The organism is Streptomyces sp. NPDC002176, assembly GCF_044903645.1.
In the GTDB taxonomy this organism is placed as follows: Bacteria; Actinomycetota; Actinomycetes; order Streptomycetales; family Streptomycetaceae; genus Streptomyces.
Window position 1 is genome coordinate 114,565 of the sequence record NZ_JBJDQW010000004.1, and the last position, 25,153, is coordinate 139,717.

General features: G+C 71.8%; 21 protein-coding genes. 14 read left to right on the forward strand and 7 right to left on the reverse strand.

All coding sequences use genetic code 11. The features are described from left to right. Nucleotides 1-6: 6 nt before the first annotated feature. From ACI2LY_RS19680 to ACI2LY_RS19690, 3 genes are all read right to left on the reverse strand, one after another. The gene (locus ACI2LY_RS19680; RefSeq protein WP_404708263.1) at nucleotides 7-972 is read right to left on the reverse strand and encodes a TauD/TfdA dioxygenase family protein; all 966 of its coding nucleotides are present in this window, start codon (nucleotides 970-972) and stop codon (nucleotides 7-9) included. A gap of 97 nt (nucleotides 973-1,069) precedes the next feature. Next, nucleotides 1,070-1,537: a peroxiredoxin gene (locus tag ACI2LY_RS19685; protein WP_404708264.1), complete on the reverse strand. Its 468-nt coding sequence runs from the start codon at nucleotides 1,535-1,537 to the stop codon at nucleotides 1,070-1,072. Continuing rightward, nucleotides 1,534-1,908 carry a DoxX family protein gene (locus ACI2LY_RS19690; protein WP_404708265.1) on the reverse strand — a complete coding sequence of 125 codons (375 nt, stop codon included), beginning with the start codon at nucleotides 1,906-1,908 and terminating at the stop codon, nucleotides 1,534-1,536. Before ACI2LY_RS19690 ends, ACI2LY_RS19685 begins: the two co-directional genes overlap by 4 nt. Nucleotides 1,909-2,088: 180 nt before the next feature. Here ACI2LY_RS19690 and ACI2LY_RS19695 point away from each other — a divergent pair, with 180 nt between their 5' ends. Both ACI2LY_RS19695 and ACI2LY_RS19700 read left to right on the forward strand, forming a co-directional pair. Beyond that, nucleotides 2,089-3,039, forward strand: a complete 951-nt coding sequence (locus ACI2LY_RS19695) for an ATP-dependent DNA ligase (protein WP_404708753.1) — start codon at nucleotides 2,089-2,091, stop codon at nucleotides 3,037-3,039. A gap of 109 nt (nucleotides 3,040-3,148) precedes the next feature. Next, a complete protein-coding gene (locus tag ACI2LY_RS19700; RefSeq protein ID WP_404708266.1) occupies nucleotides 3,149-3,925 on the forward strand; it encodes an NPP1 family protein in 777 nt (258 codons plus the stop codon). A gap of 28 nt (nucleotides 3,926-3,953) precedes the next feature. On the opposite strand, the gene ACI2LY_RS19705 is transcribed toward ACI2LY_RS19700, so the two are convergent. Then, entirely contained in the window at nucleotides 3,954-4,478 is a 525-nt protein-coding gene (locus ACI2LY_RS19705; RefSeq protein ID WP_388997846.1) for a hypothetical protein, read from the reverse strand. Nucleotides 4,479-4,835: 357 nt separating this feature from the next. Here ACI2LY_RS19705 and ACI2LY_RS19710 point away from each other — a divergent pair, with 357 nt between their 5' ends. Further along, nucleotides 4,836-5,627: an RNA polymerase sigma factor SigF gene (locus ACI2LY_RS19710; RefSeq protein WP_404708267.1), complete on the forward strand. Its 792-nt coding sequence runs from the start codon at nucleotides 4,836-4,838 to the stop codon at nucleotides 5,625-5,627. A 203-nt stretch (nucleotides 5,628-5,830) separates the two neighbouring features. Then, nucleotides 5,831-6,643, forward strand: coding sequence for a VOC family protein (locus ACI2LY_RS19715; RefSeq protein WP_404708268.1), 813 nt, complete (start codon nucleotides 5,831-5,833; stop codon nucleotides 6,641-6,643). A 63-nt stretch (nucleotides 6,644-6,706) separates the two neighbouring features. Here the strand turns inward: ACI2LY_RS19715 and glgX are convergent, their stop codons facing one another. Then, the gene (glgX, locus tag ACI2LY_RS19720) at nucleotides 6,707-8,821 is read right to left on the reverse strand and encodes a glycogen debranching protein GlgX (protein WP_404708269.1); all 2,115 of its coding nucleotides are present in this window, start codon (nucleotides 8,819-8,821) and stop codon (nucleotides 6,707-6,709) included. Nucleotides 8,822-8,844: 23 nt separating this feature from the next. Continuing rightward, a complete protein-coding gene (locus tag ACI2LY_RS19725; RefSeq protein WP_404708270.1) occupies nucleotides 8,845-9,351 on the reverse strand; it encodes a pep a2 in 507 nt (168 codons plus the stop codon). A 300-nt stretch (nucleotides 9,352-9,651) separates the two neighbouring features. Between ACI2LY_RS19725 and ACI2LY_RS19730 the strand changes: the two genes are divergently transcribed. The 9 genes from ACI2LY_RS19730 to ACI2LY_RS19770 all read left to right on the forward strand — a co-directional run bounded on the left by ACI2LY_RS19730 (nucleotide 9,652) and on the right by ACI2LY_RS19770 (nucleotide 24,127). After that, complete coding sequence (locus ACI2LY_RS19730) at nucleotides 9,652-9,951, forward strand: DUF5133 domain-containing protein (RefSeq protein WP_384370106.1); 300 nt, start codon at nucleotides 9,652-9,654, stop codon at nucleotides 9,949-9,951. A gap of 112 nt (nucleotides 9,952-10,063) precedes the next feature. Continuing rightward, nucleotides 10,064-12,055 carry an alpha-1,4-glucan--maltose-1-phosphate maltosyltransferase gene (locus tag ACI2LY_RS19735; protein WP_404708271.1) on the forward strand — a complete coding sequence of 664 codons (1,992 nt, stop codon included), beginning with the start codon at nucleotides 10,064-10,066 and terminating at the stop codon, nucleotides 12,053-12,055. After that, nucleotides 12,052-13,770, forward strand: a complete 1,719-nt coding sequence (gene treS / locus ACI2LY_RS19740) for a maltose alpha-D-glucosyltransferase (RefSeq protein WP_404708272.1) — start codon at nucleotides 12,052-12,054, stop codon at nucleotides 13,768-13,770. The genes ACI2LY_RS19735 and treS overlap by 4 nt, the downstream gene beginning before the upstream one ends. A 31-nt stretch (nucleotides 13,771-13,801) precedes the next feature. Further along, a complete protein-coding gene (locus ACI2LY_RS19745; RefSeq protein WP_404708273.1) occupies nucleotides 13,802-15,166 on the forward strand; it encodes a maltokinase in 1,365 nt (454 codons plus the stop codon). 3 nt (nucleotides 15,167-15,169) lie between these two features. Further along, nucleotides 15,170-17,377, forward strand: a complete 2,208-nt coding sequence (gene glgB / locus ACI2LY_RS19750) for a 1,4-alpha-glucan branching enzyme (protein WP_404708274.1) — start codon at nucleotides 15,170-15,172, stop codon at nucleotides 17,375-17,377. A gap of 248 nt (nucleotides 17,378-17,625) precedes the next feature. Next, entirely contained in the window at nucleotides 17,626-19,530 is a 1,905-nt protein-coding gene (locus ACI2LY_RS19755) for an AMP-dependent synthetase/ligase (protein WP_404708275.1), read from the forward strand. A gap of 146 nt (nucleotides 19,531-19,676) precedes the next feature. Continuing rightward, entirely contained in the window at nucleotides 19,677-20,111 is a 435-nt protein-coding gene (locus tag ACI2LY_RS19760; protein WP_388997876.1) for an ATP-binding protein, read from the forward strand. Nucleotides 20,112-20,313: 202 nt separating this feature from the next. After that, nucleotides 20,314-21,708 (forward strand): NAD(P)/FAD-dependent oxidoreductase, encoded by a 1,395-nt coding sequence (locus tag ACI2LY_RS19765; RefSeq protein ID WP_404708276.1) that lies wholly within the window; start codon nucleotides 20,314-20,316, stop codon nucleotides 21,706-21,708. A 157-nt stretch (nucleotides 21,709-21,865) separates the two neighbouring features. Next, nucleotides 21,866-24,127 carry an FUSC family protein gene (locus tag ACI2LY_RS19770; RefSeq protein WP_404708277.1) on the forward strand — a complete coding sequence of 754 codons (2,262 nt, stop codon included), beginning with the start codon at nucleotides 21,866-21,868 and terminating at the stop codon, nucleotides 24,125-24,127. 25 nt (nucleotides 24,128-24,152) lie between these two features. Here ACI2LY_RS19770 and ACI2LY_RS19775 read toward each other — a convergent pair whose 3' ends face one another. After that, nucleotides 24,153-24,590: an ATP-binding protein gene (locus ACI2LY_RS19775; RefSeq protein ID WP_404708278.1), complete on the reverse strand. Its 438-nt coding sequence runs from the start codon at nucleotides 24,588-24,590 to the stop codon at nucleotides 24,153-24,155. A gap of 152 nt (nucleotides 24,591-24,742) precedes the next feature. Here ACI2LY_RS19775 and ACI2LY_RS19780 point away from each other — a divergent pair, with 152 nt between their 5' ends. Next, a complete protein-coding gene (locus ACI2LY_RS19780) occupies nucleotides 24,743-25,000 on the forward strand; it encodes a hypothetical protein (RefSeq protein WP_404708279.1) in 258 nt (85 codons plus the stop codon). The last annotated feature ends 153 nt before the right edge of the window (nucleotides 25,001-25,153 follow it).

Sequence of the window (25,153 nt, forward strand, 5' to 3'; positions counted from 1 at the left end):
CGGGGCTCACCAGCGTCCGGGCTCCGTGCCCACCAGCGGCTCGGAGGCGATGCCGTCCACGCCCACCGGGACATCGCCGTGGAGCATCACCCGGTGCATGATCCGAGGATGGTCGACGTGGGCGGTGTCGCTCGGGGCGAGATGGACGGTGGCCCGGTTGTCCCAGAAGGCGACGCTGCCGGGCTCCCAGCGGAAGCGGACGGTGTACTCCGGCCGCACCACCTGCTCCAGCAGCATCTCCAGCAGGGCCGCGCTCTCCGGGCGGGAGACCCCGGAGATCTGCTCCAGGTAGTAGCCGTTGACGAACAGCACCCGCTCCCCCGTCTCCGGGTGCACCCGCACCAGGGGGTGCTCGGAGGCCACCTGGTGGTCCAGCAGATGCCGCAGGTACGCGTCGTCGCCGGGCCGGGGCTGGTAGCCGACCCCGAGCCGGTGCTCGGCGCGCAGCCCGTCGACGAACGCCCGCACCGGCGCGGAGAGCCCGGCGTAGGCGGCGGCCAGGTTGGCCCAGGTGGTGTCGCCGCCGTAGGGGGGTACGGTCTCGGCGCGCAGGATGGTCGCGGCGGGCGGGTCGACGCGGGCGCCGTGGTCGCAGTGCCAGCCGCGCAGCAGGGTGTGCCGTCGGCGGCGCAGCCACTCCTCGTGCTCCATGCCGAACCGGCCGCCCAGCTCCAGCCGGTCGGCGGTGGTCTCCACCTCCGGGAACCCCTCCGGCGAGGCACTGCCCCGCTTACGCAGCACGACGGGCTCGCCGAAGCGGCGGGCGAAGGCGACATGCCCGGCGTGGTCGAGCCGCTGGCCGCGGAAGAACACCACCTTCCAGCGCAGCATCGTCTCCCTGATCAGCGCCACCAGGGAGTCGTCGAGCGGTGCGGCGAGGTCGACGCCGGTGATCTCGGCGCCGATGTGCCCGGCGACCGGTCTCACCGCCACGCCCGCGACCGGCTCCGCCGAGGTGCTGTCCGTGGTCATGTTCGCGCTCCGATGCTCGTCGTACGGGCTCCCCTTGATCGTGTCAGCCGGGAGGCGGCCTTGGCGAGGATGGCCCCGGCCACCTCCCGCACGGGACTCAGCCCTTCGCGGCCCGCAGCGCCTCCAGCGCCCGGTCGGCGTGGGTGTTCATCCGCAGTTCGCTGCGGACGATCTCCAGCACGGTGCGGTCCTGCCCGATGACGAAGGTGACCCGCTTGGTGGGGGCGAGGGTGAAGCCGCGCTTGACGCCGAAGCGTTCACGGATCGTGCCGTCGGTGTCGGAGAGCAGGGGCATGCCGAGGGTGTGCCGCCCGGCGAACTCCTGCTGTTTCTCGACGGTGTCGCCGCTGATGCCGACGGGCTGGGCCCCGGCGGCGGCGAACTCGCCCGCCAGGTCACGGAAGTGGCACGCCTCGGCGGTGCAGCCGGAGGTGAGGGCGGCCGGGTAGAAGAACAGCACCACCGGGCCGTCGGCCAGCAGGTCGGTCAGCCGCCGTTCGGCGCCGGTCTCGTCCGGCAGCGCGAAGTCCTCGACGGTGTCGCCCACTGCAAGGCGCTCGCTCATGACTGTCCCTTCGGGTTACGGGCGACGCCACGGGCCCACAGCACCAGCGGTACCTGGAGGGGCAGCCGGGCGAAGGCGGCGGTGCGCCGCCGGGAGGGGCTGTGCCGGGAGTCGACGGCCATCTTCACATTGGCGGGGAAGACCGCGACGAAGAAGGCGGCGGCGGCCTTGGCGGCCAGCGGACGGGTGGCGGGCGCGGCGACCCCGGCGGCGAGGGCGAGTTCCGCGACACCGCTGGCGTAGGTCCAGGTGCGGGGCGAGCCGGGCAGGGTGCGGGGGACGGTCTCGTCGAACTTCTTCGGGACGGCGAAGTGGGCGATCCCGGCCGAGGCCAGCAGACCGGCGAGCAGCAGGGGCGAGCGTGGGGGCACGATGTCTCCTTCGATGGCCTGCCGCCGGATATTACTTGACGGTAGGGGCTGGTCGGCGGCTCGGGTACGGCCGAGTCCCGGCATCGTTCAGGGGAACCGGTGGCGTGCGGCGCGTGACCGCGTCCGGCGCGGTCGACATGTTCTGCCGTGACCGTCGCCCCGCTGCCGTTCGTCCGCCCCATGCTCGCCACCCCCGGCGTCCTGCCGCCGCCCGCCCAGGACGCGCGCTGGGCGTACGAGACCAAGCAGGACGGTCAGCGGGTGATGGTGTACCTGCCCGGCGACGGCAGCCTGCTGCTGCGCGCCCGCTCCGGCGAGGACATCACGGCCGCCTACCCCGAACTCGGCCCGCTGGCCGCCGCCTTGGGTGACACGCCCGCGATCCTGGACGGCGAGGTGCTGGCGCTGGACGCGGCCGGCCGGGCCGACTTCCAGGCCCTGCAGAACCGGATGGGCCTCGCGCACACCCCGGCGCTCGCGGCACACCGGGCCGCCCGGGCGCCGGTCCACCTGGTGCTGTTCGACGTGCCCTACCTCGCCGGACCCCAGCTGGCGACCCCGTACGCGCGGCGGCGGGAGCTGCTGGCGGGGCTCGGTCTGCACGGTCCGCGCTGGTCGGTGCCGGGCGCGGTGGTCGGACACGGCGCCGAGGCGCTGCGGGTCACGCGGGAGCACGGTCTCGAGGGGGTGGTGTGCAAGCGGCTGGACTCGGTGTACGAGCCGGGGACGCGCTCCCGGCACTGGATCAAGATCCGGAACACCCGGAGCGCGGATGTGATCGTCGGCGGCTGGCTGCCCGGCAAGGGCCGTCTGTCCGGGCTGCCGGGCGCGGTGCTGGTCGGCCAGCGGGCCGGGGGGCGGCTGGTGTACGCGGGCCGGGTGGGGACGGGCTGGAGCGAGGGCGAGCGCACGGAGCTGGCCGCGCTGCTGGCGGCGGCCGCGAGCGAGCGGTGCCCGTTCGACCCGGTGCCCCGGATTCCGGGGGCGCGCTGGGTGCTGCCCCGGCTGGTCGGCGAGGTCGGCTTCAGCACCCGGACCCGGGCGGGGCTGCTGCGCCAGCCGAGCTGGCTCCGGCTGCGCCCGGACCTCTCCCCGGAGGAGTCGGCGGCGGACCTGCCCGACGAGCCGTGAGGGCTCGGCTGACAGGATTTCATCTGTGGGACAGGTGGGACGGCTTGGCAGCGGGCCGTCCGGCCGGGATGCTGAACTGCCCTGTCCCTCAACCCAGTTGGAGACTGCAGTGGGTTCGTCCACGTCCCGCCGACGGCGCGGCAGATGGCTCGCCACCCTCACCGGTGCCGCCACGCTCGTGATCGCCTTCCCGGCCGCGGCTTTCGCCGCTCCCCCGCTCGCCCTCTCGGTCAACGCCACGGCCGAGGAGCTGAAGTACGAGCCCGCGTTCGACTACGACACGGACGGCTGCTACTCGACGCCCGCGATCGGCCCCGACGGCACGGTCAACCCCGGCCTGAACCCGACCGGCGCGCTCAACGGCAACTGCCGTGACGCCTCGGACCTGGACAACACCAACGGCTACTCGCGCGCCAAGTGCAACAACGGCTGGTGCGGCTACCTCTACGGCCTGTACTTCGAGAAGGACCAGGCGCTGCCCGGCAGCAGCCTCGGCGGGCACCGCAACGACTGGGAGCACGTGGTGGTGTGGGTGCAGGACGGGCAGACACGGTACGTGTCGACGTCGAACCACGGCTCCTTCACCGTGCACCCGGCCTCCGAGGTCCGCTTCGAGGGCACGCACGCCAAGGTCGTCTACCACAAGGACGGCATCGGCACGCACTGCTTCCGGCTGGCCAACAGCAACGACGAGCCGCCGGAGAACCACAAGCACACCTGGCAGTACCCGGCACTGGTCGGCTGGGACGGCTACCCGCCCGGGCTGCGCGACAAGTTGAGCGGCTATGACTTCGGCAGCGCCAACTTCGGCCTGAAGGACGCGAGTTTCGCCTCGCACCTGGCGTCGGCGAAGCCGTCCGGCATCCCCTTCGACCCGAACGCCTGACCCTCGGGGCCGGTCCCGGCGGCGCCTGTCAGGCGGCGCCGGGCTCGGTCCGCTCCTGCAGGAACGCGGCCAGCTGGTGCGCCAGGCTGTCCGGCCCGGTGGCCGCGGCGGTGGCCACCTGCGCCGTCTCGGTGAGGCCGATGCCACCGGCCCACAGCCTGCGGTCGGTCCACTCCTCGTCGACCCGCAGATGGACCTGGACGTCGACATGGGTGAGCGCGTCCTCGGCGGCGGCCGCGTGCACGACGGCGGTGGCGCGGCGCAGCGGATGCACGTCGAAGCCCTCGATGAACTGGGAGTTGCGCCAGTCGATGAAGGCGCCCTCGCCGTCCGGGCCGACCCGGATGTCGATCTGACCGTCCTCCAGCTGGACACTGGCCAGGCGGGTGCCGCGGTTCTCGATCGTCACCCGGACGCTGAAGTACGTCAGCCCGGCCGCGGCGTCGTCGCGCCCCCGGGGCGGTTCGGCCGTCTCCAGACGGTGGACGCGGACCCGCAGACCGGCGTGTTCGCCGTACTCCTGCCAGTCGCCGACCACGTTCGGCTCGTACACAGTGCCCCTCTCGACCATCCGCGAGCTGCTGTCTATCCGTGCGCTCAGCACACTGTCAAATGAGCGGAATGCCACATGGCCAGGCGGTTCGCCCGCTTCGCTCGGTGATCAAGCCGTGCCCAGGAGAAACCGTCCGGGCGGGTGCGCGGGCGCCGCTCGCGCGCGTGCCGCACATCACTCCGGGCGACCGCCTCTCACGGCCCGCGTCCATGGAGCCACCCAGTCCAAAACCGGGTCAAGACCGACACGGGTTTCGTCCCTTATTGGCATGTTTGTTTGTTTTTGCCGCACACTGGGGATGAGGGACTGCAGTGCCGAATGTGCCTGTCGCCCCAGCCCGCGAGAGAAGTGCACGCGATGTCTGTAACTGGCAGCACGAAAACCCACCCTCACGATGACGCCCCCGACACGGCCCACGCCTTCGAGCGGCTGGCCGGGCTGCCCGAGGGTCCCGAGCGCACGGCGCTGCGGGACGAGCTGGTGCGGCTGTGGCTGCCCATGGCCGAGCGCATCGCCGTCCGGTTCCGCGGCCGCGGCGAGTCCCTGGAGGACCTGTACCAGGTGGCGGCCCTGGGCCTGGTCAAGGCCGTGGACCACTACGACCCCGAGCGCGGCCGGGCCTTCGAGGCGTACGCGGTGCCGACGATCACCGGCGAGATCAAACGTCACTTCCGGGACCACATGTGGACCCTGCATGTGCCGCGCCGGGTGCAGGACCTGCGCAACCGGGTCCGCGGCGCGGGCAAGGAACTGGCGCAGACCATTCCGGGCCGTCCGCCCACCGTCGCCGAGCTGGCGGCGCACACCCGGCTCACCGAGGACGAGGTGCGTACCGGCATGGAGGCCCTGGAGTGCTTCTCGGCGCTCTCCCTGGACGCCGATGTGGCGGGCACCGACGGGTACGCGCTGGGTGACTCCCTGGGCGAGCCGGACCCCGGCTTCGATCTCGTGGTGGACCGGGCGGCCGTGAAGCCCTGCCTCGCGGCGCTGCCCGAGCGCGAGCGCACCATCCTTTACCTGCGGTTCTTCCGCGGTATGACGCAGAGCGGGATCGCGGAGCAGCTCGGGATATCCCAGATGCACGTCTCCCGACTGCTGAGCGGCTGCTTCGACCGGCTGCGCGAGGAACTGCGCACCGAGACCGGCTGAGCCGCCGCCATCCCGCCGGATGTTCACTCCTTCGGGCGAGAGCCGCCCGCCTTCGTGACGACGCGGACGCGCTGGGTGGCCGCGCGATGTCACCGCACATCAGGGCCCACCTCGGGGGTAGTCGACAGGCAGCCGACCCCCTTCCGGCCGGACACTGGTCGAGACCGGTGGCCGCCGGGCCCCGAGAGCAGGACGCGACCGTCATGAATCACGACACATCCGTCAGCGGTGGATCGAGGAAGAAGAGGAAAGCCGTCTCGACGCACTCCGTCTTCGGCGCTCCCTGCTGGGTGAGCCTGACCAGCCGCGACCTCGACGCCACCGAGGAGTTCTACAGCGCCGTGCTGGGTTGGCGCTGGCGCGACGCCAGGCTGGGTGACCACTTCCGGATCGCGCTGGCGGACGGGGTGCCGATCGCGGGCATCGCCGCGGTGGCGGGCATGTGGCAGACGGCGGTGGCCTGGACCCCCTATTTCGCCGTCCCCGACGCCGACATCGCGGTGTCGCGGGTGCGGGAGCGGGGCGGCACGGCCGCGGTGGGGCCGTTGTCCTTCCCGCCCGGCCGGGGTGCGCTGCTCGCCGACCGCGACGGCGCGACCTTCGGCGTCTGGCAGGGCGAGCTGTTCTCCGACTGGGAGTCCTGGCAGCGCACCGCCCCCGCCTTCATCCGTCTGCACACCCGCAACGCCTTCGACGCCGCGATCTTCTACGGCGAGGTGCTGGACTGGGCCACCGGGAAACCGGGCTGCTGCGAGGTCCAGTACGAGGGCGGCGAGGTGGTGCTGCGCAGCCAGGGCACCGTGGTGGCGCGGATCGACTCCGGCGCGGTGGAGGCGGCACCCGACCCGTCGGTGCGGCCGCACTGGCAGATCCATTTCTCGGTCGACGACGTGGCGCGCTGCGCCCGCAGCGCCGAGAAGCACGGCGGCAGCGTGCTGAGCGAGACCGATCGGGAGGCGGTCCTGCGGGACCAGGACGGGGCCCAGTTCACGGTGACCGCGCGCGACCCGCGCTGACACCGGGGCACGAGGAGAGGGCGCCCACCGGGATTCCGGTGGGCGCCCTCTCGTGTGCCCCGCTCAGCCGTCGCGGGACGGTCGGGACAGCAGGACCAGGCTCCGCGACTCGACCCGGAGCCGGGTGCCCGCCTTGCGCTCGCGCTCGTCGGGGACGCCCTCGGGGTCGGCGGTGTCGATCAGGGTCGTCCAGCGCTCGCCGTAGGACGCGGCGGGCAGACGGAAGTCGACGGGCTCCCAGAAGCCGTTCAGGAGCAGCAGGAAGGAGTCGTCGACGACCCTGCGGCCGTAGGCGTCGCGCTCGGCGATGGCGTCGCCGTTGAGGAAGACGCCCACCGAGTGGGCGTCGCCGCGCCGCCAGTCCTGGTCGGCCATCTCGCGCGCGTCGGGCCGCAGCCAGATCAGGTCGGGCAGCGGCTGCTTGCGCCGGGTCTCGGTCTCGCCCCGGAAGAACCGGCGCCGCCGCAGCACGGGGTGCTCGGCGCGCAGCCCGATCAGGCGCCGGGTGAAGTCGGCCAGGGCGCGCTGCTCAGGGTCGAGGTCCCAGTCGATCCAGGAGACCTCGTTGTCCTGGCAGTAGGCGTTGTTGTTGCCGCCCTGGCTGCGGCCGAGTTCGTCGCCGTGGCCGAGCATCGGGATGCCCTGGCTGAGCAGCAGGGTGGCCAGCAGGTTGCGCTGCTGGCGGGCCCGCAGTTCGAGCACGGCCGGGACGTCGGTGTCGCCCTCGACCCCGCAGTTCCAGGACCGGTTGTCGCTCTCCCCGTCCCGGTTGCCCTCGCCGTTGGCCTCGTTGTGCTTGTCGTTGTACGACACGAGGTCGCGCATGGTGAAACCGTCGTGCGCGGTGACGAAGTTGACGCTCGCCCGAGGTCTGCGCCTGCTGGCCTGGTAGAGGTCGGAGGAGCCGGTGAGCCGGGAGGCGAACTCGCCGAGCGAGCCGGGTTCGGCCCGCCAGAAGTCCCGTACGGCGTCCCGGTACTTGCCGTTCCACTCCGACCACAGCTGGGGAAAGTTGCCGACCTGGTAGCCGCCCTCGCCCAGGTCCCACGGCTCGGCGATGAGCTTGACGCGGCTGATCACCGGGTCCTGCTGGATCAGGTCGAAGAACGCCGAGAGCCGGTCCACCTCGTGGAACTGCCGGGCCAGGGTCGCCGCGAGGTCGAAGCGGAAGCCGTCGACATGCATCTCGGTGACCCAGTACCGCAGCGAGTCCATGATGAGCTGCAGCACGTAGGGGTGCCGCATCAGCAGGCTGTTGCCGGTGCCGGTGGTGTCGTAGTAGTGCGCCCAGTCGCCGTCGACCAGGCGGTAGTACGAGGCGTTGTCGATGCCCCGGAAGGAGAGGGTGGGGCCCATCTCGTTGCCCTCGGCGGTGTGGTTGTAGACCACGTCGAGGATGACCTCGAGCCCGGCCGCGTGCAGCGCCTTCACCATGGCCTTGAACTCGTTGACCTGCTGGCCGCGCGAGCCGAGGGCGGCGTAGGCGTTGTGCGGGGCGAAGAAGCCGATGGTGTTGTAGCCCCAGTAGTTGGACAGCCCCCGGTCGCGCAGCACACCGTCCTGCGCGAACTGGTGGACCGGCATCAGCTCGACCGCGGTGACACCGAGCGAGGTCAGATGCTCGGTGACCGCGGGGTGCGCCAGCCCGGCGTAGGTGCCGCGCAGCCGCTCCGGCACGTCCGGGTGGGTCGCGGTCAGGCCGCGCACATGGGTCTCGTAGATGACGGACTCGGAGTACGGGCGGCCCGGCGGGCGGTCGTCGCCCCAGTCGAAGTAGGGGTCGGTGACGACGCCCAGCATGGAGTGCCCGGCGCTGTCGGCGGGCGCCGGGCCGTGCGGGTCGCGTTCGTAGAGCGAGGGGTCGTTGTCCGTCTGGCCGTCCACGGCCCGCGCGTACGGGTCGAGCAGCAGCTTGGCCGGGTTGCAGCGGTGGCCGAGGGAGGGCTGCCAGGGGCCGTGCACCCGGTAGCCGTAGCGCTGCCCGGGCCCGACGTCCGGCAGGTACCCGTGCCAGACGGAGCCGTCGACCTCGTGGAGGGGTACGGGCGTCTCGGCGCCCGCGTCGTCGACGAGGACCACTTCCACGCGTTCCGCGACCTCGCTGAACAGCGCGAAGTTGGTGCCCTGGCCGTCGAAGGAGGCGCCCAACGGATAGGGGTGCCCGCTCCACACGGGCACCCCTTTCCGGGACTTCCTGGCCGTCACCGGGCGCCCACCAGGACACCGGCGGGCACCTCGGCCACCCGTACGGGCACCGGGGCCGCGCGGGGCACGCGCAGCATCCGGCGGATGTGCGGCGAGGGAGCGACCGGGACCAGCGGGACCCGCTGGCCGGCCCGGGCACGCTGCGAGAACCAGATGATCCTGGCTCCGGTCTCGGTGGCGCAGCAGCCCCAGCCGTCGCTCATGGCGGCGATGTCGGCGAGGCAGCCGCGCAGGCCCTCGTCCGGGCCCAGGTCGTGGTCGCCGCCGCCGATGGCGGTGATGAGGTGCTGGCCGTTCCACCACATCTCGATGGATGTGGTGGAGTCCGGGGCGTGCTGGTCGATGGCGCGCAGCAGTAGCTCGGTGCCGCGGCGGACGGGCTCCACGAGATTGTCGAGGTCCCAGTGACTGAGGTGGGCGGCCAGGATGCGGCTGACCTGTCCCACCCGTTCCGGGCCGACTTCCACGTCGAGGTGGTAGTAGCGGGGCACTGCGGTCTCCATTGTCGCTTGCTCCTCACCGGCGAAGCTCCTGCTCCACGGCCGTCCGGCGGGATCGCCGGACACTCAGCGTGAACACCAGTCGCTTCTTAGTCACCATCCACACTGCGGCTGCTACGCCATTCGTGCAACACGAGCATCACGAACGGCGGGGTCGTTGAAGCTCCAACAGGACGGAGTGTGTTTACACGTGCACCATGAGTGAAAGCCTCGATCGCCGTAACGGTGCCGCGCCCTCCCATGCGCGGTCATCACCCGACCGTCGGGAACGCGAGGGTCGAGCCGTGGAAGGTGAAGGGGACCATGCTGCTACCCGCCAAGGCCGAAGTGGCCCGGCAGTTGCGGCGTTACCGGGCCTGGGAGCGCGTGATGCTCGCCTCGCCCCACGACCGCACGGTCCGGAGCACCTTCGAGGATTCGGGCTACACGTTGTGCGTGTTGATGGGAAAACGCTGCGCCAGGGAGGCGGCGGACGCCGCCGAGCGGTATCTGCGCTCCACCCCGGCCGGTTATCTGAGCGAGCAGGACGGGCGGCCGCAGCCCGGCCGGAGGGCGCGACGCGCGCAGTCACCGGAGCGGCGATCCACGGCGCCAAGCCCCTGACCTGGCACCGTACATGGCGTTCCCCTACGGGACGGCACCTGCCGACCCCGTATCCAGGACCGCGAAGCCGGGCCCCGTGTGCCCGGCTTCGCGCACGGCGGAGGTGAGATCCATGCGCAGGACCCCGGCCATCGGCCGCGTACCGGTACGTGATGTCCGGCCGGCCGTGGAGTGCGGCAGGCGCCCGGCGAAGGCGGTGGCCGGGGAGACGTTCCAGGTGACCGCGACCGTGTTCCGTGAGGGACATGACGCGGTGGGCGCCAATGTGGTCCTGCGCGGCCCCAAGGGTCGGCGCGGCCCGTGGACCCCGATGCGCGAGCTGTCCCCCGGCAGCGACGTGTGGGGCGCGGACATCACCCCGGACGCCACCGGTCGCTGGACCTACCGCGTGGAGGCGTGGTCCGATCCGGTCGCCACCTGGCGGCACCAGGCGGGCATCAAGATCCCGGCCGGGATCGACACCGGCCTGGTCCTGGAGGAGGGCGCGGAGCTCTACGAGCGCGCGGCCGCCGGAGCGCCCAAGGGCCCCGAGCGCGACCTCGTCCTGGCCGCCGCGCACGCCCTCGGCGACGACACCCTCTCGGTGAACCACCGCCTGAAGGACGCCCTGGGCCCGGAGGTGGCGGCGGTCCTCGCCCGGTACCCCCTGCGCGACCTGGTGACCGCCTCGGACCCGCTGCCGCTGCTGGTGGAGCGCGAGCGCGCCCTCTACGGCTCCTGGTACGAGTTCTTCCCCCGCTCCGAGGGCACGGTCGACCAGCCGCACGGCACCTTCCGCACGGCGGCGAAGCGGCTCGACGCCATCGCGGAGATGGGCTTCGACGTGGTCTACCTGCCCCCGATCCACCCCATCGGGACGGCCCATCGCAAGGGCCGCAACAACACCCTGACCGCGACCCCCGACGATGTCGGCGTCCCGTGGGCGATCGGCTCCCCCGAGGGCGGCCACGACGCCGTCCACCCCGACCTCGGCACGCTCGAGGACTTCGACCACTTCGTCGGCCGGGCAAGCGAGTTGGGGCTCGAAGTGGCGCTGGACTTCGCTCTCCAGTGCTCCCCGGACCACCCGTGGGTGGAGAAGCACCCGCAGTGGTTCCACCACCGTGCCGACGGCACGATCGCGTACGCGGAGAACCCGCCGAAGAAGTACCAGGACATCTACCCCGTCGCCTTCGACGCGGACATGGACGGCCTGGTGACGGAGACCGTGCGGGTGCTGCGGCACTGGATGGAGCACGGGGTGCGGATCTTCCGGGTCGACAACCCGCACACCAAGCCCGTGGTGTTCTGGGAACGCGTCATCGGCGAGATCAACAGCGCCGACCACGACGTCATCTTCCTGGCGGAGGCGTTCACCCGTCCCGCGATGATGCACACCCTCGCCCAGGTCGGCTTCCAGCAGTCGTACACCTACTTCACCTGGCGCAACAGCAAGCAGGAACTGACCGAGTACCTCACGGAGTTGTCGGGGGACGCTGCCGCTTACATGCGGCCCAACTTCTTCGCCAACACCCCGGACATCCTGCCCGGCTACCTTCAGCAGGGCGGCCGCGCGGCCTTCGAGGTGCGGGCGGTGCTCGCGGCCACGCTCTCCCCCGCCTGGGGCATCTACAGCGGCTATGAACTCTGCGAGAACCAGGCGCTCAAGCCGGGCAGCGAGGAGTACCTGAACTCCGAGAAGTACCAGCTCGAACGCCGGGACTGGGAAGCCGCCGCCCGTGAGGGACGCACCATCGCCCCCCTCATCACCCGCCTCAACGAGATCCGCCGCAGGCACCCCGCGCTGCACCACCTGCGCAATCTCAGCTTCCACCACACCGACAACGACTCGGTGCTCGCGTTCAGCAAGAGCACCGGTGACGACACGGTCATCGTGGTCGTCAATCTCGACCCGCACCACACCCAGGAGGCCACGGTCTCGTTGGACCTGCCGCGACTCGGCCTGGACTGGAACGACGCCCTGTCCGTGCACGACGAACTGACGGGCGAGACCTATCACTGGGGCCGCGACAACTACGTGTGCCTCAGCCCCGGCCGCACCCCCGCGCACGTCCTGCGTGCCGAGTCGGCGACGTCACCGATCGGAGGGCCCGCAGCGTCATGACCGTCAACGAACCCGTGCCGGACACGTTCGAGGACACACCGGCCAAGGACCGGGACCCCGAGTGGTTCAAGCGTGCCGTCTTCTATGAAGTGCTGGTCCGCTCCTTCCACGACAGCGACGGCGACGGCGTCGGCGATCTGCAGGGTCTGACCGCCAAGCTCGACTATCTCCAGTGGCTCGGCGTGGACTGCCTGTGGCTCCCGCCGTTCTTCAAGTCGCCTTTGCGCGACGGCGGTTACGACGTCTCGGACTACACCTCCGTCCTTCCGGAGTTCGGTGACCTGGCCGACTTCGTGGAGTTCGTGGACGCGGCCCATCAGCGGGGCATGCGGGTCATCATCGACTTCGTCATGAACCACACCAGTGACCAGCACCCGTGGTTCCAGGAGTCCCGCGCCAACCCCGAGGGCCCCTACGGCGACTACTACATGTGGGCCGACGACGACAAGCAGTACCAGGACGCCCGGATCATCTTCGTCGACACCGAGGTCTCCAACTGGACCTTCGACCCGGTGCGCGGACAGTACTTCTTCCACCGCTTCTTCTCGCACCAGCCGGACCTGAACTACGAGAACCCGGCCGTGCAGGAGGAGATCCTGGCCGCCCTGCGGTTCTGGCTGGACCTCGGCATCGACGGCTTCCGGCTCGACGCGGTGCCGTACCTGTACGCGGAGGAGGGCACCAACTGCGAGAACCTGCCCGCCTCGCACGCCTTCCTCAAGCGGGTCCGGAGCGAGATCGACGCCCAGTACCCGGACACCGTGCTGCTGGCGGAGGCCAACCAGTGGCCCGAGGACGTGGTCGACTACTTCGGCGACTACTCCACCGGCGGCGACGAATGCCACATGGCGTTCCACTTCCCCGTCATGCCCCGCATCTTCATGGCCGTACGGCGTGAATCCCGCTACCCGGTCTCGGAAATCCTCGCCAAGACCCCGGCAATCCCGACGAATTGCCAGTGGGGCATCTTCCTGCGCAACCACGACGAGCTGACCCTCGAAATGGTCACCGACGAGGAACGCGACTACATGTGGGCCGAGTACGCGAAAGACCCGCGTATGCGCGCCAACATCGGCATCCGCCGCCGCCTCGCCCCCCTCCTCGACAACGACCGCAACCAGATCGAGCTGTTCACCGCTCTCCTGCTCTCCCTGCCGGGCTCGCCGATCCTGTACTACGGCGACGAGATCGGCATGGGCGACAACATCTGGCTCGGCGACCGCGACGCGGTGCGTACGCCGATGCAGTGGACGCCCGACCGCAACGCGGGCTTCTCCTCCTGCGACCCCGGCCGCCTGTTCCTGCCCACGATCATGGACCCGGTCCACGGCTTCCAGGTCACCAACGTCGAAGCCTCCATGTCGTCCCCGTCCAGCCTCCTGCACTGGACCCGCCGCATGATCGAGATCCGCAAGCAGAACCCCGCCTTCGGACTGGGCTCGTTCACGGAACTCCCCTCGTCCAACCCGGCGGTGCTGGCCTTCCTGCGCGAGTACGGCGACGACCTGGTGCTGTGCGTGCACAATTTCTCCCGGTTCGCGCAACCCACCGAGCTGGATCTGCGGACGTTCGACGGGCGGCACCCGGTGGAGCTGATCGGCGGGGTCAAGTTCCCGGCGATCGGTGAACTGCCGTATCTGCTGACCCTCGCGGGGCACGGCTTCTACTGGTTCCGGCTCACCCGACCCGCATCCCGCATCGGCCGCCGCCGCTGAGCGCCCGGCGCCGAGGAAAGGACGCGTCACCATGCCGAAGACCATCACCCTCAGCCCCCCGGCGGCGACCGGTGCCGACGGGCTCCTGGCCTCGCTGGGCGGCCTGCTGCGCGAGTGGCTGCCCCGGCAGCGCTGGTTCGCGGGCAAGGACCGGCCCGCCACCGATCTGTCGGTGCTGTCCGTCACCGAACTGTTCCCGGGCTGCCTGCACCTGCTGGTGAACGCCTCGCACGCGCCGGTGCCCACGCCCGGCGGCACTCCCCCGCCCGGCGACTGCTACCAGCTGCTGCTGGGCCTGCGCGAGCGGCCCGCGCCGAGCCTGGCGCGGGCGCTCATCGGACGCGCCGAGCACGGCCCGCTGGCCGGACTCGACGTGTACGACGCGCTGCACGACCCGCGCTGCGCGCATCTGCTGCTGGAGCGGCTGCGCCAGCCCGGCACGGCGGGCCCGCTGCGTTTCGAGGCGGACCGCAGCGCCGATGTGCCCGGCGGACTGGCTCCCCGGCTGCTGACCAGCGAGCAGTCCAACTCCTCGATCGTGTACGGGGATTCGTACATCCTGAAGGTGTTCCGCCGTATCCAGCCGGGCGTCAACCCGGATCTGGAGGTGCCGCAGGCGCTGGCCGAGCAGGGCTGTGCGCGGGTGCCCGCGCCGGTCGCGTGGTTCTGCACCACGGCGCCGCGTCCGGCCACGCTAGGCGTGCTCCAGCCGTTCCTGCCGGACGCGGTCGACGGCTGGGAGCTGGCGCTGCGGGCGCTGGCCCGGGGCGAGGACTTCACCGCCGAGGCCAGTGAGCTGGGCGGTGCCATGGCGGAGGTGCACCTCGCGCTGGCCGGGGCGTTCCCGGCGGCCGGTGGGGAGGAGAACGGCGTCACGGCCGAGGCGATGTGCGCGCGGGTCGACGCGGCGGCGCGGGCGGTGCCGGGGCTCAGGCCCTATGTGCCGGGCCTCCGAGCCGCGTTCGGGGCGCTGGCCGCCCATGACTCCGGTCCGGCCGCCCAGCGGGTCCACGGCGACCTGCACCTGGGGCAGGTGCTGCGCGCCGGGGCCGACTGGTTCGTCATCGACTTCGAGGGCGAGCCCTCCCGTCCGCTCGCCGAGCGGCGGACCGCGCAGTCCCCGGTGCGTGACATCGCCGGGATGCTGCGCTCCTTCGACTACGCGGCCCGGCAGCGCCGCCCTTGGCGGCCCGAGTGGGCGAGCCGCTGCCGGGAGGCGTTCTGCGCGGGCTACGCGGCCCGCGCGGGCTGGGACCCGCGCAAGGAGCACGCGCTGCTGCGCGCGCACGAGACGGACAGGGCGGTGTACGAGGTCCTGTACGAGGCGAGACACCGGCCGGACTGGCTTCCGGTCCCGATGGCGGCCATCGAGCGGCTCGCCGAGTGGAGAGGCTGAACCATGGCACTGCGCGACACCTCACTGCCCGAGACCTCGGGCCCCGTCCGCACCTCGGGCATCGCCCTCGTGGGCGAGGAGCGCGACCGCCTGCTGGGCGGCGCGCATCACGACCCGCACGCCCTGCTGGGCGCCCACCCGGTACCGGGCGGCGTGCTGTTCCGCGCCCTGCGCCCGAACGCGCGGGAGGTGAGCGTCCTGGCCGACGGGGTGCGCTCGCCGCTCGCCTCGGAGGGCGGCGGTCTGTTCTCGGCCGTGCTGCCGTACCGGGAGATCCCCCCGTACGAGCTGGTGGTGACGTACGACGACGGCGAGCGGACGGTGCACGACCCGTACCGTTTCGCGCCCGCGCTCGGTGAGCTGGATCTGCATCTGATCCGCGAGGGTCGGCACGAGGAGCTGTGGAAGGCGCTGGGCGCCGAGCCGATGACCCACGAGGGGGTCGCGGGCACCCGGTTCACCGTGTGGGCGCCGAATGCCCAGGGGGTGCGGCTGGCCGGGGACTTCACGTTCTGGGACGGCACGCAGTACCCGATGCGCTCGCTGGGCGCGGCCGGGGTGTGGGAGGTGTTCCTGCCGGGGATCGGCGAGGGCGCCCGGTACAAGTTCGAGATCACCTCCCGGTACGGGCACCGGTTCCTGAAGGCGGACCCGATGGCCCGGCTCACGGAGGTCCCGCCGGACACCGCCTCCGTCGTCACCTCCTCCACGTACGCGTGGAACGACGGTCAGTGGATGGCGCACCGGGGCGACACGCCCGTGCACCAGGCGCCGATGTCGGTGTACGAGGTGCATCTGCCGTCCTGGCGGCCGGGGCTGACCTACCGCGAGCTGGCCGAGGAACTGCCCGCGTACGTACGGGACCTGGGCTTCACGCATGTGGAGCTGATGCCGGTCGCCGGGCACCCCTTCAGCGGTTCCTGGGGCTACCAGGTCACCTCGTACTACGCGCCCACGCCGCGGCTCGGTTCGCCGGACGACTTCAAGTTCCTGGTGGACGCCCTGCACCGGGCGGGCATCGGCGTGATCATGGACTGGGTCCCGGCCCACTTCCCCAAGGACGACTGGGCGCTGGCCCGGTTCGACGGGGACCCTCTGTACGAGCCCGGGGACTCCCGGCGGGCCGAGCACCCGGACTGGGGGACGTACGAGTTCGACTTCGGCCGGACCGAGGTGCGCAACTTCCTGGTCGCCAACGCGGTGTACTGGTGCGAGGAGTTCCACATCGACGGGCTCCGCGTGGACGCCGTCGCCTCGATGCTCTACCTCGACTACTCGCGGGACTCCGGGCAGTGGGCGCCGAACGTCTTCGGCGGGCGCGAGGACCTGGACGCGGTGGCGTTCCTCCAGGAGATGAACGCGACCGTGTACCGGCGCTGCCCCGGCGTGGTGACCATCGCCGAGGAGTCGACGGCGTGGGAGGGCGTGACCCGGCCGACCGACAGCGGCGGTCTCGGGTTCGGGCTGAAGTGGAACATGGGCTGGATGCACGACTCGCTGGAGTACGTGCAGAAGGAGCCGGTGCACCGCAAGTACCACCACCACGACATGACGTTCTCGATGGTGTACGCGTACAGCGAGAACTACGTGCTGCCCATCTCGCACGACGAGGTGGTGCACGGCAAGCAGGCGCTGGTGTCGAAGATGCCGGGCGACTGGTGGCAGCGGCGGGCGAACCACCGGGCGTACCTGGGCTTCATGTGGGCCCACCCCGGCAAGCAACTGCTGTTCATGGGGCAGGAGTTCGCGCAGGGCGCGGAGTGGTCGGAGAAGCACGGGCCGGAGTGGTGGCTGCTGGCCGACGACTACCACTCGGCGGCCGACCACCGGGGCATGCGGGACCTGGTGCGGGAGCTGAACACGGTGTACCGGGACGCCCCGGCGCTGTGGGAGCGCGACACCGATCCGGGCGGCTTTCAGTGGTCGATGTGCGACGCGGCCGACGACAACGTCTTCGCGTTCGTGCGGTACGCCGAGGACGGCACTCCCCTGCTGGCGGTGTCGAACTTCTCGCCCGTGGTCCGGGAGGACTACCGGCTCTGGGCGCCCGAACAGGTGCCCGCCTGGCAGGAGGCGCTGAACACCGACGCGGTCCGGTACGGCGGCAGCGGCGTCCAGGTCGGTGACGCGGGCAAGCTCTGCCCCGAGGACGGCCGACTGCGCCTGACGCTCCCCCCGCTCTCCACGGTCTGGCTCACGCCCGCCCGCTGAGCACCAGTGTCCGCCGAGGGGCGGCCGGGGTCGTACGGACCCCCGGCCGCCCCTCTCGGCGTGCCTGGGCACCCGCTCCGATACCCGCACGAACGGGGGCACCAGGGACCCACCGGACACTCGCAGGTCATCAGCGGATCACGAGTTTCCCCTTCCCCGCACCGAAACCGCTTCTCCGCGCTACATTCGTGCACCGCCGACACAGAGCCGATCGGCGGGGTCACCCTCCGTACTCCCAGGAGCAGCGCATGCGCGACGTCGCCTCCGCTCCGGCAGCGTTCCCGCCGCCCACCGGCGGGCTCGCCGACACCGTCTTCGAGAAGGCCGAGAACAGTCCCGGACTGCCGCTGCTCGCCCGGCACGCGGGGTCCGCCGCGGGCGAGTGGGAGACGGTCACGGCCGCCGAGCTGCGGGACGAGGTGCTGGGGCTGGCCAAGGGGCTGGTGGCCGCCGGGATCTCGCCGGGCCACCGGGTGGCCGTGATGGCCCGCAACCGGTACGAGTGGACGGTGCTGGCGCACGCCCTGTGGACCGTGGGCGCGGAGATCGTCCCGATCCATCCGACCTCCTCGCGGGACCAGGTCGAGTGGATCCTGCGGGACGCGGGCTGTGTGGCCGTGGCGGTCGAGGACGAGCTGGGCGTGATGACCGTCGGCACGGTGTGCGCGGTGCTGCCCCGGCTCCGGCACGTCTGGCAGCTGGACGCGGGCGCGCTCACCGAACTCACCGAGCGGGGCGTGGACATCCCGCTGACCACCGTGGAGTCGCTGCGCCGGATCGTGCTGCCGGACTCCACGGCGGCGGTCACCTACACCTCCGGCGCCACCGGGCGTCCGATGGGCTGCGCGCTGAGCCACCGGGGGCTGGCGTACTCCTGCGACGTGCTGCTGGCGGGCTGGGGCCACACGGCCGCCCAGCCGGGCGAACAGCCCTCGGTGCTGGCGTTCCTGCCGTTCTCGCACGTGTACGGGATCATGGTCCAGACGCTGTGTCTGCGCGGCGGCATCCTGATGGCGCACGAGCCGGAGATGTCCGAGGAGGCGCTCGCCACGGCGCTGCGCACCTTCCGGCCGACGTATCTCTACGGTGTCCCCTCGGTGTTCGAGAAGCTGTACAAGACGTTCCTGAGGACGGCTCAGCAGGCGGGCCGGGGCGCGCTGTTCGAGCGGGCGGCGCAGACCGCGCGGGACTTCGCGGAGTCCGAGGAGCGCGGCCGCCTCGGCATCGGGACCGGCCCCGGCCTGGATCTGCGGCTGCAGCACGCCCTGTACGAGCGGACGGTGTACCGCAAGCTGCGCTCCGCGCTCGGCGGCCGGGCCCGGCGCGGCACCTCGGGCGGGTCTTCGCTGAGCCGCGAACTGTCGCTGTTCTTCGAGGGCATCGGCCTGTACATCCACGACGGCTACGGGCTGACGGAGACCTCCGGCGGGATCACCATGCAGCCGCTGGGCCGGGAGAAGTCGGGGACGGTGGGCGTGCCGCTGCCCGGCACCGAGGTCCGGGTGGCCGAGGACGGGGAGATCCTGGTGCACGGCCCGTCGGTGTTCCAGGGCTACATCGGGGACGAGGCCCGCACCCGGAGCGTGCTGCGCGGCGGCTGGCTGGCGACCGGGGACATCGGGCGGCTGGACCGGGAGGGGTATCTGACCATCACCGGCCGCAAGAAGGACGTCATCATCACCTCCAGCGGCAAGAGCGTGGCGCCCGCGCCGCTGGAGCAGCGGCTGCGCATGCACCCGCTGATCCACCAGGCGGTGGTCGTCGGCGAGGACCGGCCGTGCATGGGCGCGCTGATCACCCTGGACCCGGAGTTCCTCGCGCACTGGCGGGCCGCGCTGGCGCTCCAGGGCGACTTCGAGGGGCGGGAGAGCCGGGAGGAGAACGCGCTGCGCGAGGAGCTGGCCCGCGCGATCGCCTCGGCCAACAGCGCGGTGTCCCGCGCCGAGTCCATCCGGGTCTACCGGGTCGTGCAGGAGCCGTTCGCCCCGGACAACGGGCTGCTGACGCCGTCGCTGAAGCTGCGCCGGGACGCGATAGCGCGGCACTACGCGGCCGAGATCGACGCGATGTACAAGGCGCGTTCGCGGGCCGCGCGGTCCGGACGGGGCCCGGAACCGGCGGACTGGGACGAGCCGGACGACGTGTTCCGGTGAGCCGGTGCACGTCCGGTGGCGCGTCCACGCGTAATCCGCGTGGCGCTGGGAACCCGCCCTGGTGAACTGACCAGCGACGATGACCGCCCCGGAGCGCGGGGGCCGTACACGGGCCCACTCCGGGAGACCGGGCCGGGGAATGCGAGATGGCGACAGAGCGGCGTTGGGACGGAACCCCTCCCTCCGAGAGGGCGCACGAGCGTGCGTACTCCTTTCCCGGCGAGCTGCCGAACGTGACGGGCGCACGGCTGGCCGCGGAGGAGTACCTGCGCAAGCTGGCCCGTGACGCGCCGCCCGCGGCGCCGGAGTACTGGGACGACATCCTGCTGGTGGTCACGGAGCTGGCGGCCAACGCGATCCAGTTCGCGCCGGGGCCGTTCGGGATGCGGATGCGGCGCACCTTCGACGGGGTGCATGTGACCATGCACGACACCAGCACGGTGGTGCCCGAGCCGCGTCCCTTCAGGCCGAGTTCGGGCGGCGGGGGCATCGGCTGGCATCTGGTGCACACCCTGTGCGACCAGGTGAGCGTGGTCGTGGTGGCGGACGGCAAGGACATCCACGTCTTCCTGCCCTGGTGAGAGCGCCGGAAGGTGTACCGGCGCGGAATCGGGTTACTCCGGTGCGTGGAGGGGCAGGCTGCTGCCCACGCGTCCGCCGCCGGGCCGCTGCCGACTGGCGGAACGGCCCGGGGCGCGGTGGGATCGGGTGTGGTGACAGTGGTCCAGGGCATGCGAACGGCGTCCATCCGGACCGACGGGAGCCGCAGAAGGGAACAACACCGTGACACGACGACCCAGGATTCTGGTGATCGGCGCAGGCTTCGCCGGAGTCGAGTGCGTCCGCCGACTGGAGCGCAAACTCGGCCCCGACGAGGCGGATGTCGCCCTGGTGACGCCGTTCTCCTACCAGCTCTACCTTCCGCTGCTGCCCCAGGTCGCCTCCGGCGTGCTGACGCCGCAGTCGATCGCCGTCTCGCTGCGCCGCAGCAAGAAGTACCGCACCCGGATCATTCCGGGCGGGGCGATCGGGGTGGATCTGGCGGCGAAGGTGTGCGTCATCCGCACCATCACCGACGAGATCGTCAACGAGCCCTACGACTATCTGGTGCTGGCGCCGGGCAGTGTGACCCGCACCTTCGACATCCCGGGCCTGGCCGAGCACGCCTTCGGGATGAAGACGCTCGCGGAGGCGGCGTACATCCGTGACCACGTCATCTCGCAGCTGGACCTGGCGGACGCCAGCGACGACCCGGAGGAGCGGGCGGCGCGGCTGCAGTTCGTGGTGGTCGGCGGCGGTTACGCGGGTACGGAGACGGCGGCCTGCCTGCAGCGCCTCACCCACGCGGCGGTCCGGCGCTACCCGCGGCTGGACCCGAGTCTGATCCGCTGGCATCTGATCGACATCGCGCCGAAGCTGATGCCGGAGCTGGGCGACCGGCTCGGCAAGCAGGCGCTGAAGATCCTGCGCGACCGGGGCATCGACGTGTCGCTCGGGGTGTCGGTGGCCAAGGTGACCGACAACGAGGTCACCTTCACCGACGGCCGGGTGATCCCGACGAACACCCTGATCTGGACGGCCGGTGTGGTCGCCAGTCCGCTGATCGGCACGATGGACGCGGAGACGGTGCGCGGACGGCTCGCGGTGACCCCGGAGATGACGGTGCCGGGGCACGACGGGGTGTTCGCGCTCGGCGACGCGGCGGCGGTGCCCGATCTGGCCAAGGGCGAGAAGGACGCGATCTGCCCGCCCACCGCGCAGCACGCGATGCGGCAGGGCCCGAAGGTCGCGGACAACATCATCCACTCGCTGCGCGGCGAGCCGCTGGAGCCGTACGTCCACAAGGACCTGGGTCTCGTCGTCGACCTCGGCGGCAAGGACGCGGTGTCCCGGCCGCTCGGGATCGAGCTGCGCGGCATCCTCGCCCAGATCGTGGCGCGCGGCTACCACTGGTCGGCGCTGCGCACCGGCGTCGCCAAGGCGCGGGTGCTGGTGAACTGGGTGCTGAACGCCGTCGCCGGGGACGATTTCGTCCGTACCGGCTTCCAGGCCCGCAAGCCCGCCCAGCTGAAGGACTTCGAGTACACGGACTCCTATCTGACGCCGGAGCAGGTGCGCGGCGAGGTGCGGACGGCCGAGGCGGAGGGCAAGGTGCGGGGAAAAGTAACCGGAGGCTGAGCGAGTGAGCCGGGCCACCGGAGGCCGCCGTCCCGTGGTGGGGGCGGCGGCCTCCGGCGGCCCCGGGCGCGGCCCCGCCCGGCCAGGAGCCGGGCGGGGCGGCGTGACATCCTGGGTCGTAGATCATGGTCCGGCACGGGAGAGAGAGCGCGGCGGCGTGAAGGCAAGGGGACGGGCGCTTCTGGTACGGCTGTGGGACCGGCTCGCCGCGTCCGATCCGGGACTGCTGCGGCTGATCGCGGGGCTGCGCACGGTGGCCGCGATCGCCCTCACCCTGTTCGTGCTGGGCGTGCTGCGCTTCCCGGTGCCGGAGCTGGTCGCGGGCGCGATGGCGGCGATGTCGTCGACGTTCGCCGTCCGGGAGACCGACCGCGCCAAGCAGGGGGTCACGCTGGCGCTGTGTCTTCCGGTGGCGCTGGCGGCGGTGTCGCTGGGCGCGGTGCTGAACCGGTGGCCGCTGGTCAGCGACATCTCGTTCCTGCTGCTCATCTTCGCGGCCGTCTACGGGCGTCGGTTCGGCGAGCGGGCCACCGGGCTCGGGCTGATCGGCTTCCAGGTCTACTTCCTGTCGCTGTTCGTCCGGGCGACGGTTCCGGCGCTGCCCTCGCTGTACATGGTGATCACGGTGGCGGTCGGGTGCAGCGCCTTCGCGCGGTTCGTGCTGATGCCGCAGACGGAGGCGGGCACGCTGGACCGGCTGCGGCGGGCCTTCCGGGCCCGGCTGGGCCAGTTGCTGGGCACCCAGATCGAGCTGCTGGACGCGGGTCCCGAGGACGTCGACAAAGTCGTGGAGGACCTGCGCACCGGGACCGCGCGGCTGCACGAGACGGCGCTGATGATCCAGGGCCGTCTGGAGCGCGGTACCTCGGACGAGGCGGTGGCCCGACTGCTGCAGCGCCGGATCGCGGACGCCGAGATCGCCGCCGAGCGGCTGGGGCTGATGCTGCTCACCGCGCGCAGCGCCGAGCGGACCAACACCCTCACCCTGCATCTGCCGGGCGCGCCGCTGCCGTCGATCGGGGTGCTGCCGGTGCGGGACGCGTCGACGGAGCTGATGCGGCGGGACCTCGGGGCGCTGCGGCTGCTGGTGCTGCGTCCGGTGGGCGAGACCTCGGGGACGGCGCTGGCGCAGGTCCGCAACCGGCTGCTCGGCTACCGCGAGGAGGACAACCTGCCCGAGGCGTCCCCGGCCGTGCAGGACGTGTTCCGCGGCATCGGTGAGGCGGCGCGCGCGGTGCTGGGTCTGCGGACCGCGCTGGACGGGCCGCAGGACGAGTCCGACGACAGTCCGGCGACGGCCAGGTCCCGTGAGGAGCTGGAGGCCGAGGACGCGGCGATCGAGATCAGCGAGGAACCCGACGCGGAGAAGGGCGAGCCGACGGGGCTGCGGCGGCCCACGACGCGGGCGGCCGTGCAGGTGGCTGTGGGGTCGACGCTGGCCATCGCGGGCGGTGAGCTGCTGTCCCAGCAGCGGTGGTACTGGGCGGTGCTGACCTGCTGGATCGTGTTCATCAACACCACCTCCACCGGGGAGATCCTGGTGAAGGGCGGCCGACGGCTGCTCGGTACGGTCCTCGGTGTGGTGGCCGGTATCGGGCTCGCCGGTGCGGTGGGGCACCACACGTGGACGGCGTTCGCGCTGGTGCTGGTGTGTGTGTTCGCCATGTTCTACACCGCTCCCCTGTCGTACACGCTGATGTCGTTCTTCGTGACGGCGGCGCTGGGGCTGCTGTACACCCTGCTGAACACGTACAGCATGTCGGTGCTGCTGCTGCGGGTGGAGGAGACGGCGCTGGGCGCGGCGTGCGGGGTGATCGCGGCGGCGGTGGTGCTGCCGGTGCGCACCGACCGGCGGACCAATGAGCTACTGGTGGACGTGCTCGACAAGCTGGCGGAGTTGACGCGGGCGGCCGTGGACCAGCTCAGTGGGCGGCCGCACGTGGATCTGGTGGACCAGGCACGCGAGCTGGACCAGGCGCTGGCCGACCTGCACGCCGCGATCCAGCCGCTGACGCACCCCATCACCCCGCTGCGTACCCGCCGGGACACCGCCCGGTACGTGGTGGCGCTGCTGGAGACCTGTGCCTACCACGGGCGGGCGCTGGCGGCCACGGCCGAGCTGCTGCCCAGCAACCCGTCGATCGCGGCCGACCCGAGGCTGAGCGGTGTGTGCAGCCGGATCGTGCACAACATCGAGGCGATCGCCGACCACGTCCGCGACCCGCACTCCTCGGCCGAGATCGAGACGGGCCCGAGCATCGCCTCCATGCTGGAGCCCGGCACCCTGGCCACCCCCCGCTGGGGCCGGGTCACCGACCGGGTCCTGCGCCATCTCCAGCGCCTGGACGAAGCGGTCTCGGGCCTGGCCCGTCCACTGGGCGTCCCGGTCGAGGTGGAGAAGGCCACCGCGAAGAACTGACAGGGCGTCGTGTTCGGGGCCGTGTTCAGCGCAGGGGTACGACGGCGGTGACGCACTTGCCGCCACGGGGGAGCCCCGCCACCCGTACGTCGCGGGCGAGCAGGCTGACGATGGGCCAGCCGCGGCCGCCGGTGCGGCTGCGGTCGGCCTCGGTGCCCATGGAGGCGGTGGTGTCGGGGAGTTCGTCGCTGCGGTCGCTCACCGAGAGCCGTACGCCGCGGGTGTCGACGTCGACCTCGAAGCAGGTGATGCCGCCGCCGTGCAGGATGGCGTTGGTGGTCAGTTCGGAGGCGACGAGCAGGGCGTCCTCGAGGGTCTCGTCGGCGCAGTCCAGCGCGCGGTCGCGGCAGCGCTCGGTCACCACCCGGCGTACGGTTCTGCGGGCGTCGGCCGGCCGGTACGCCATGGTCCTGCGGCTCTGCCGGGGCACGGTCGGGGTGCTGGTCGCGTACTGCTCGCACATGGTGTCGTCGTCCCTCCCTAGCGGTGCCCGGTCTCCGCTCGGGCCGTGCCCGGACGGCCGGGGTCTCTTCCTTGCGGCTGACCCCTCGCGGCGATGTCAAACACCGTCCGCCGTCGTGCCTTCACCGGGCGCCGAGCGGGTAGGAGCCCGGCATGAGTGATGTCGTGGACGCGGATGAACTGTTGCGGCGTATCCGGCGGGGCCGGGATCTGGCCGCCGAGGAGGAGCGGGCGTGGCTGGAGCGGGCGCAGAGCCTGACGGCCACCGATCCGGACCGGGCGCGGGAGGCTACCGAGCGCGCGCTGACGTACCAGGTGGTGGCCGGGGTGCTGACGGAAATCGTCTCGCCGGGCAGCCACACCGCGGAGGCGGGCGCGGCGGGCGCGGCGGGAGTGAGGCACGTCACGTGATTCCGCCGCTATTACCGGTCACGCGCCCTGTGGTTTATCGTTCACCCATATCGGGGCGCGCGCCGGACCGGTACCCGTGTGTTCCGCGCGCTTCCGCACTGACCGCCCTGGCTGGTTACCCCCGTCCAGCCAGGGCTTTTTCCTGCCCTCGGC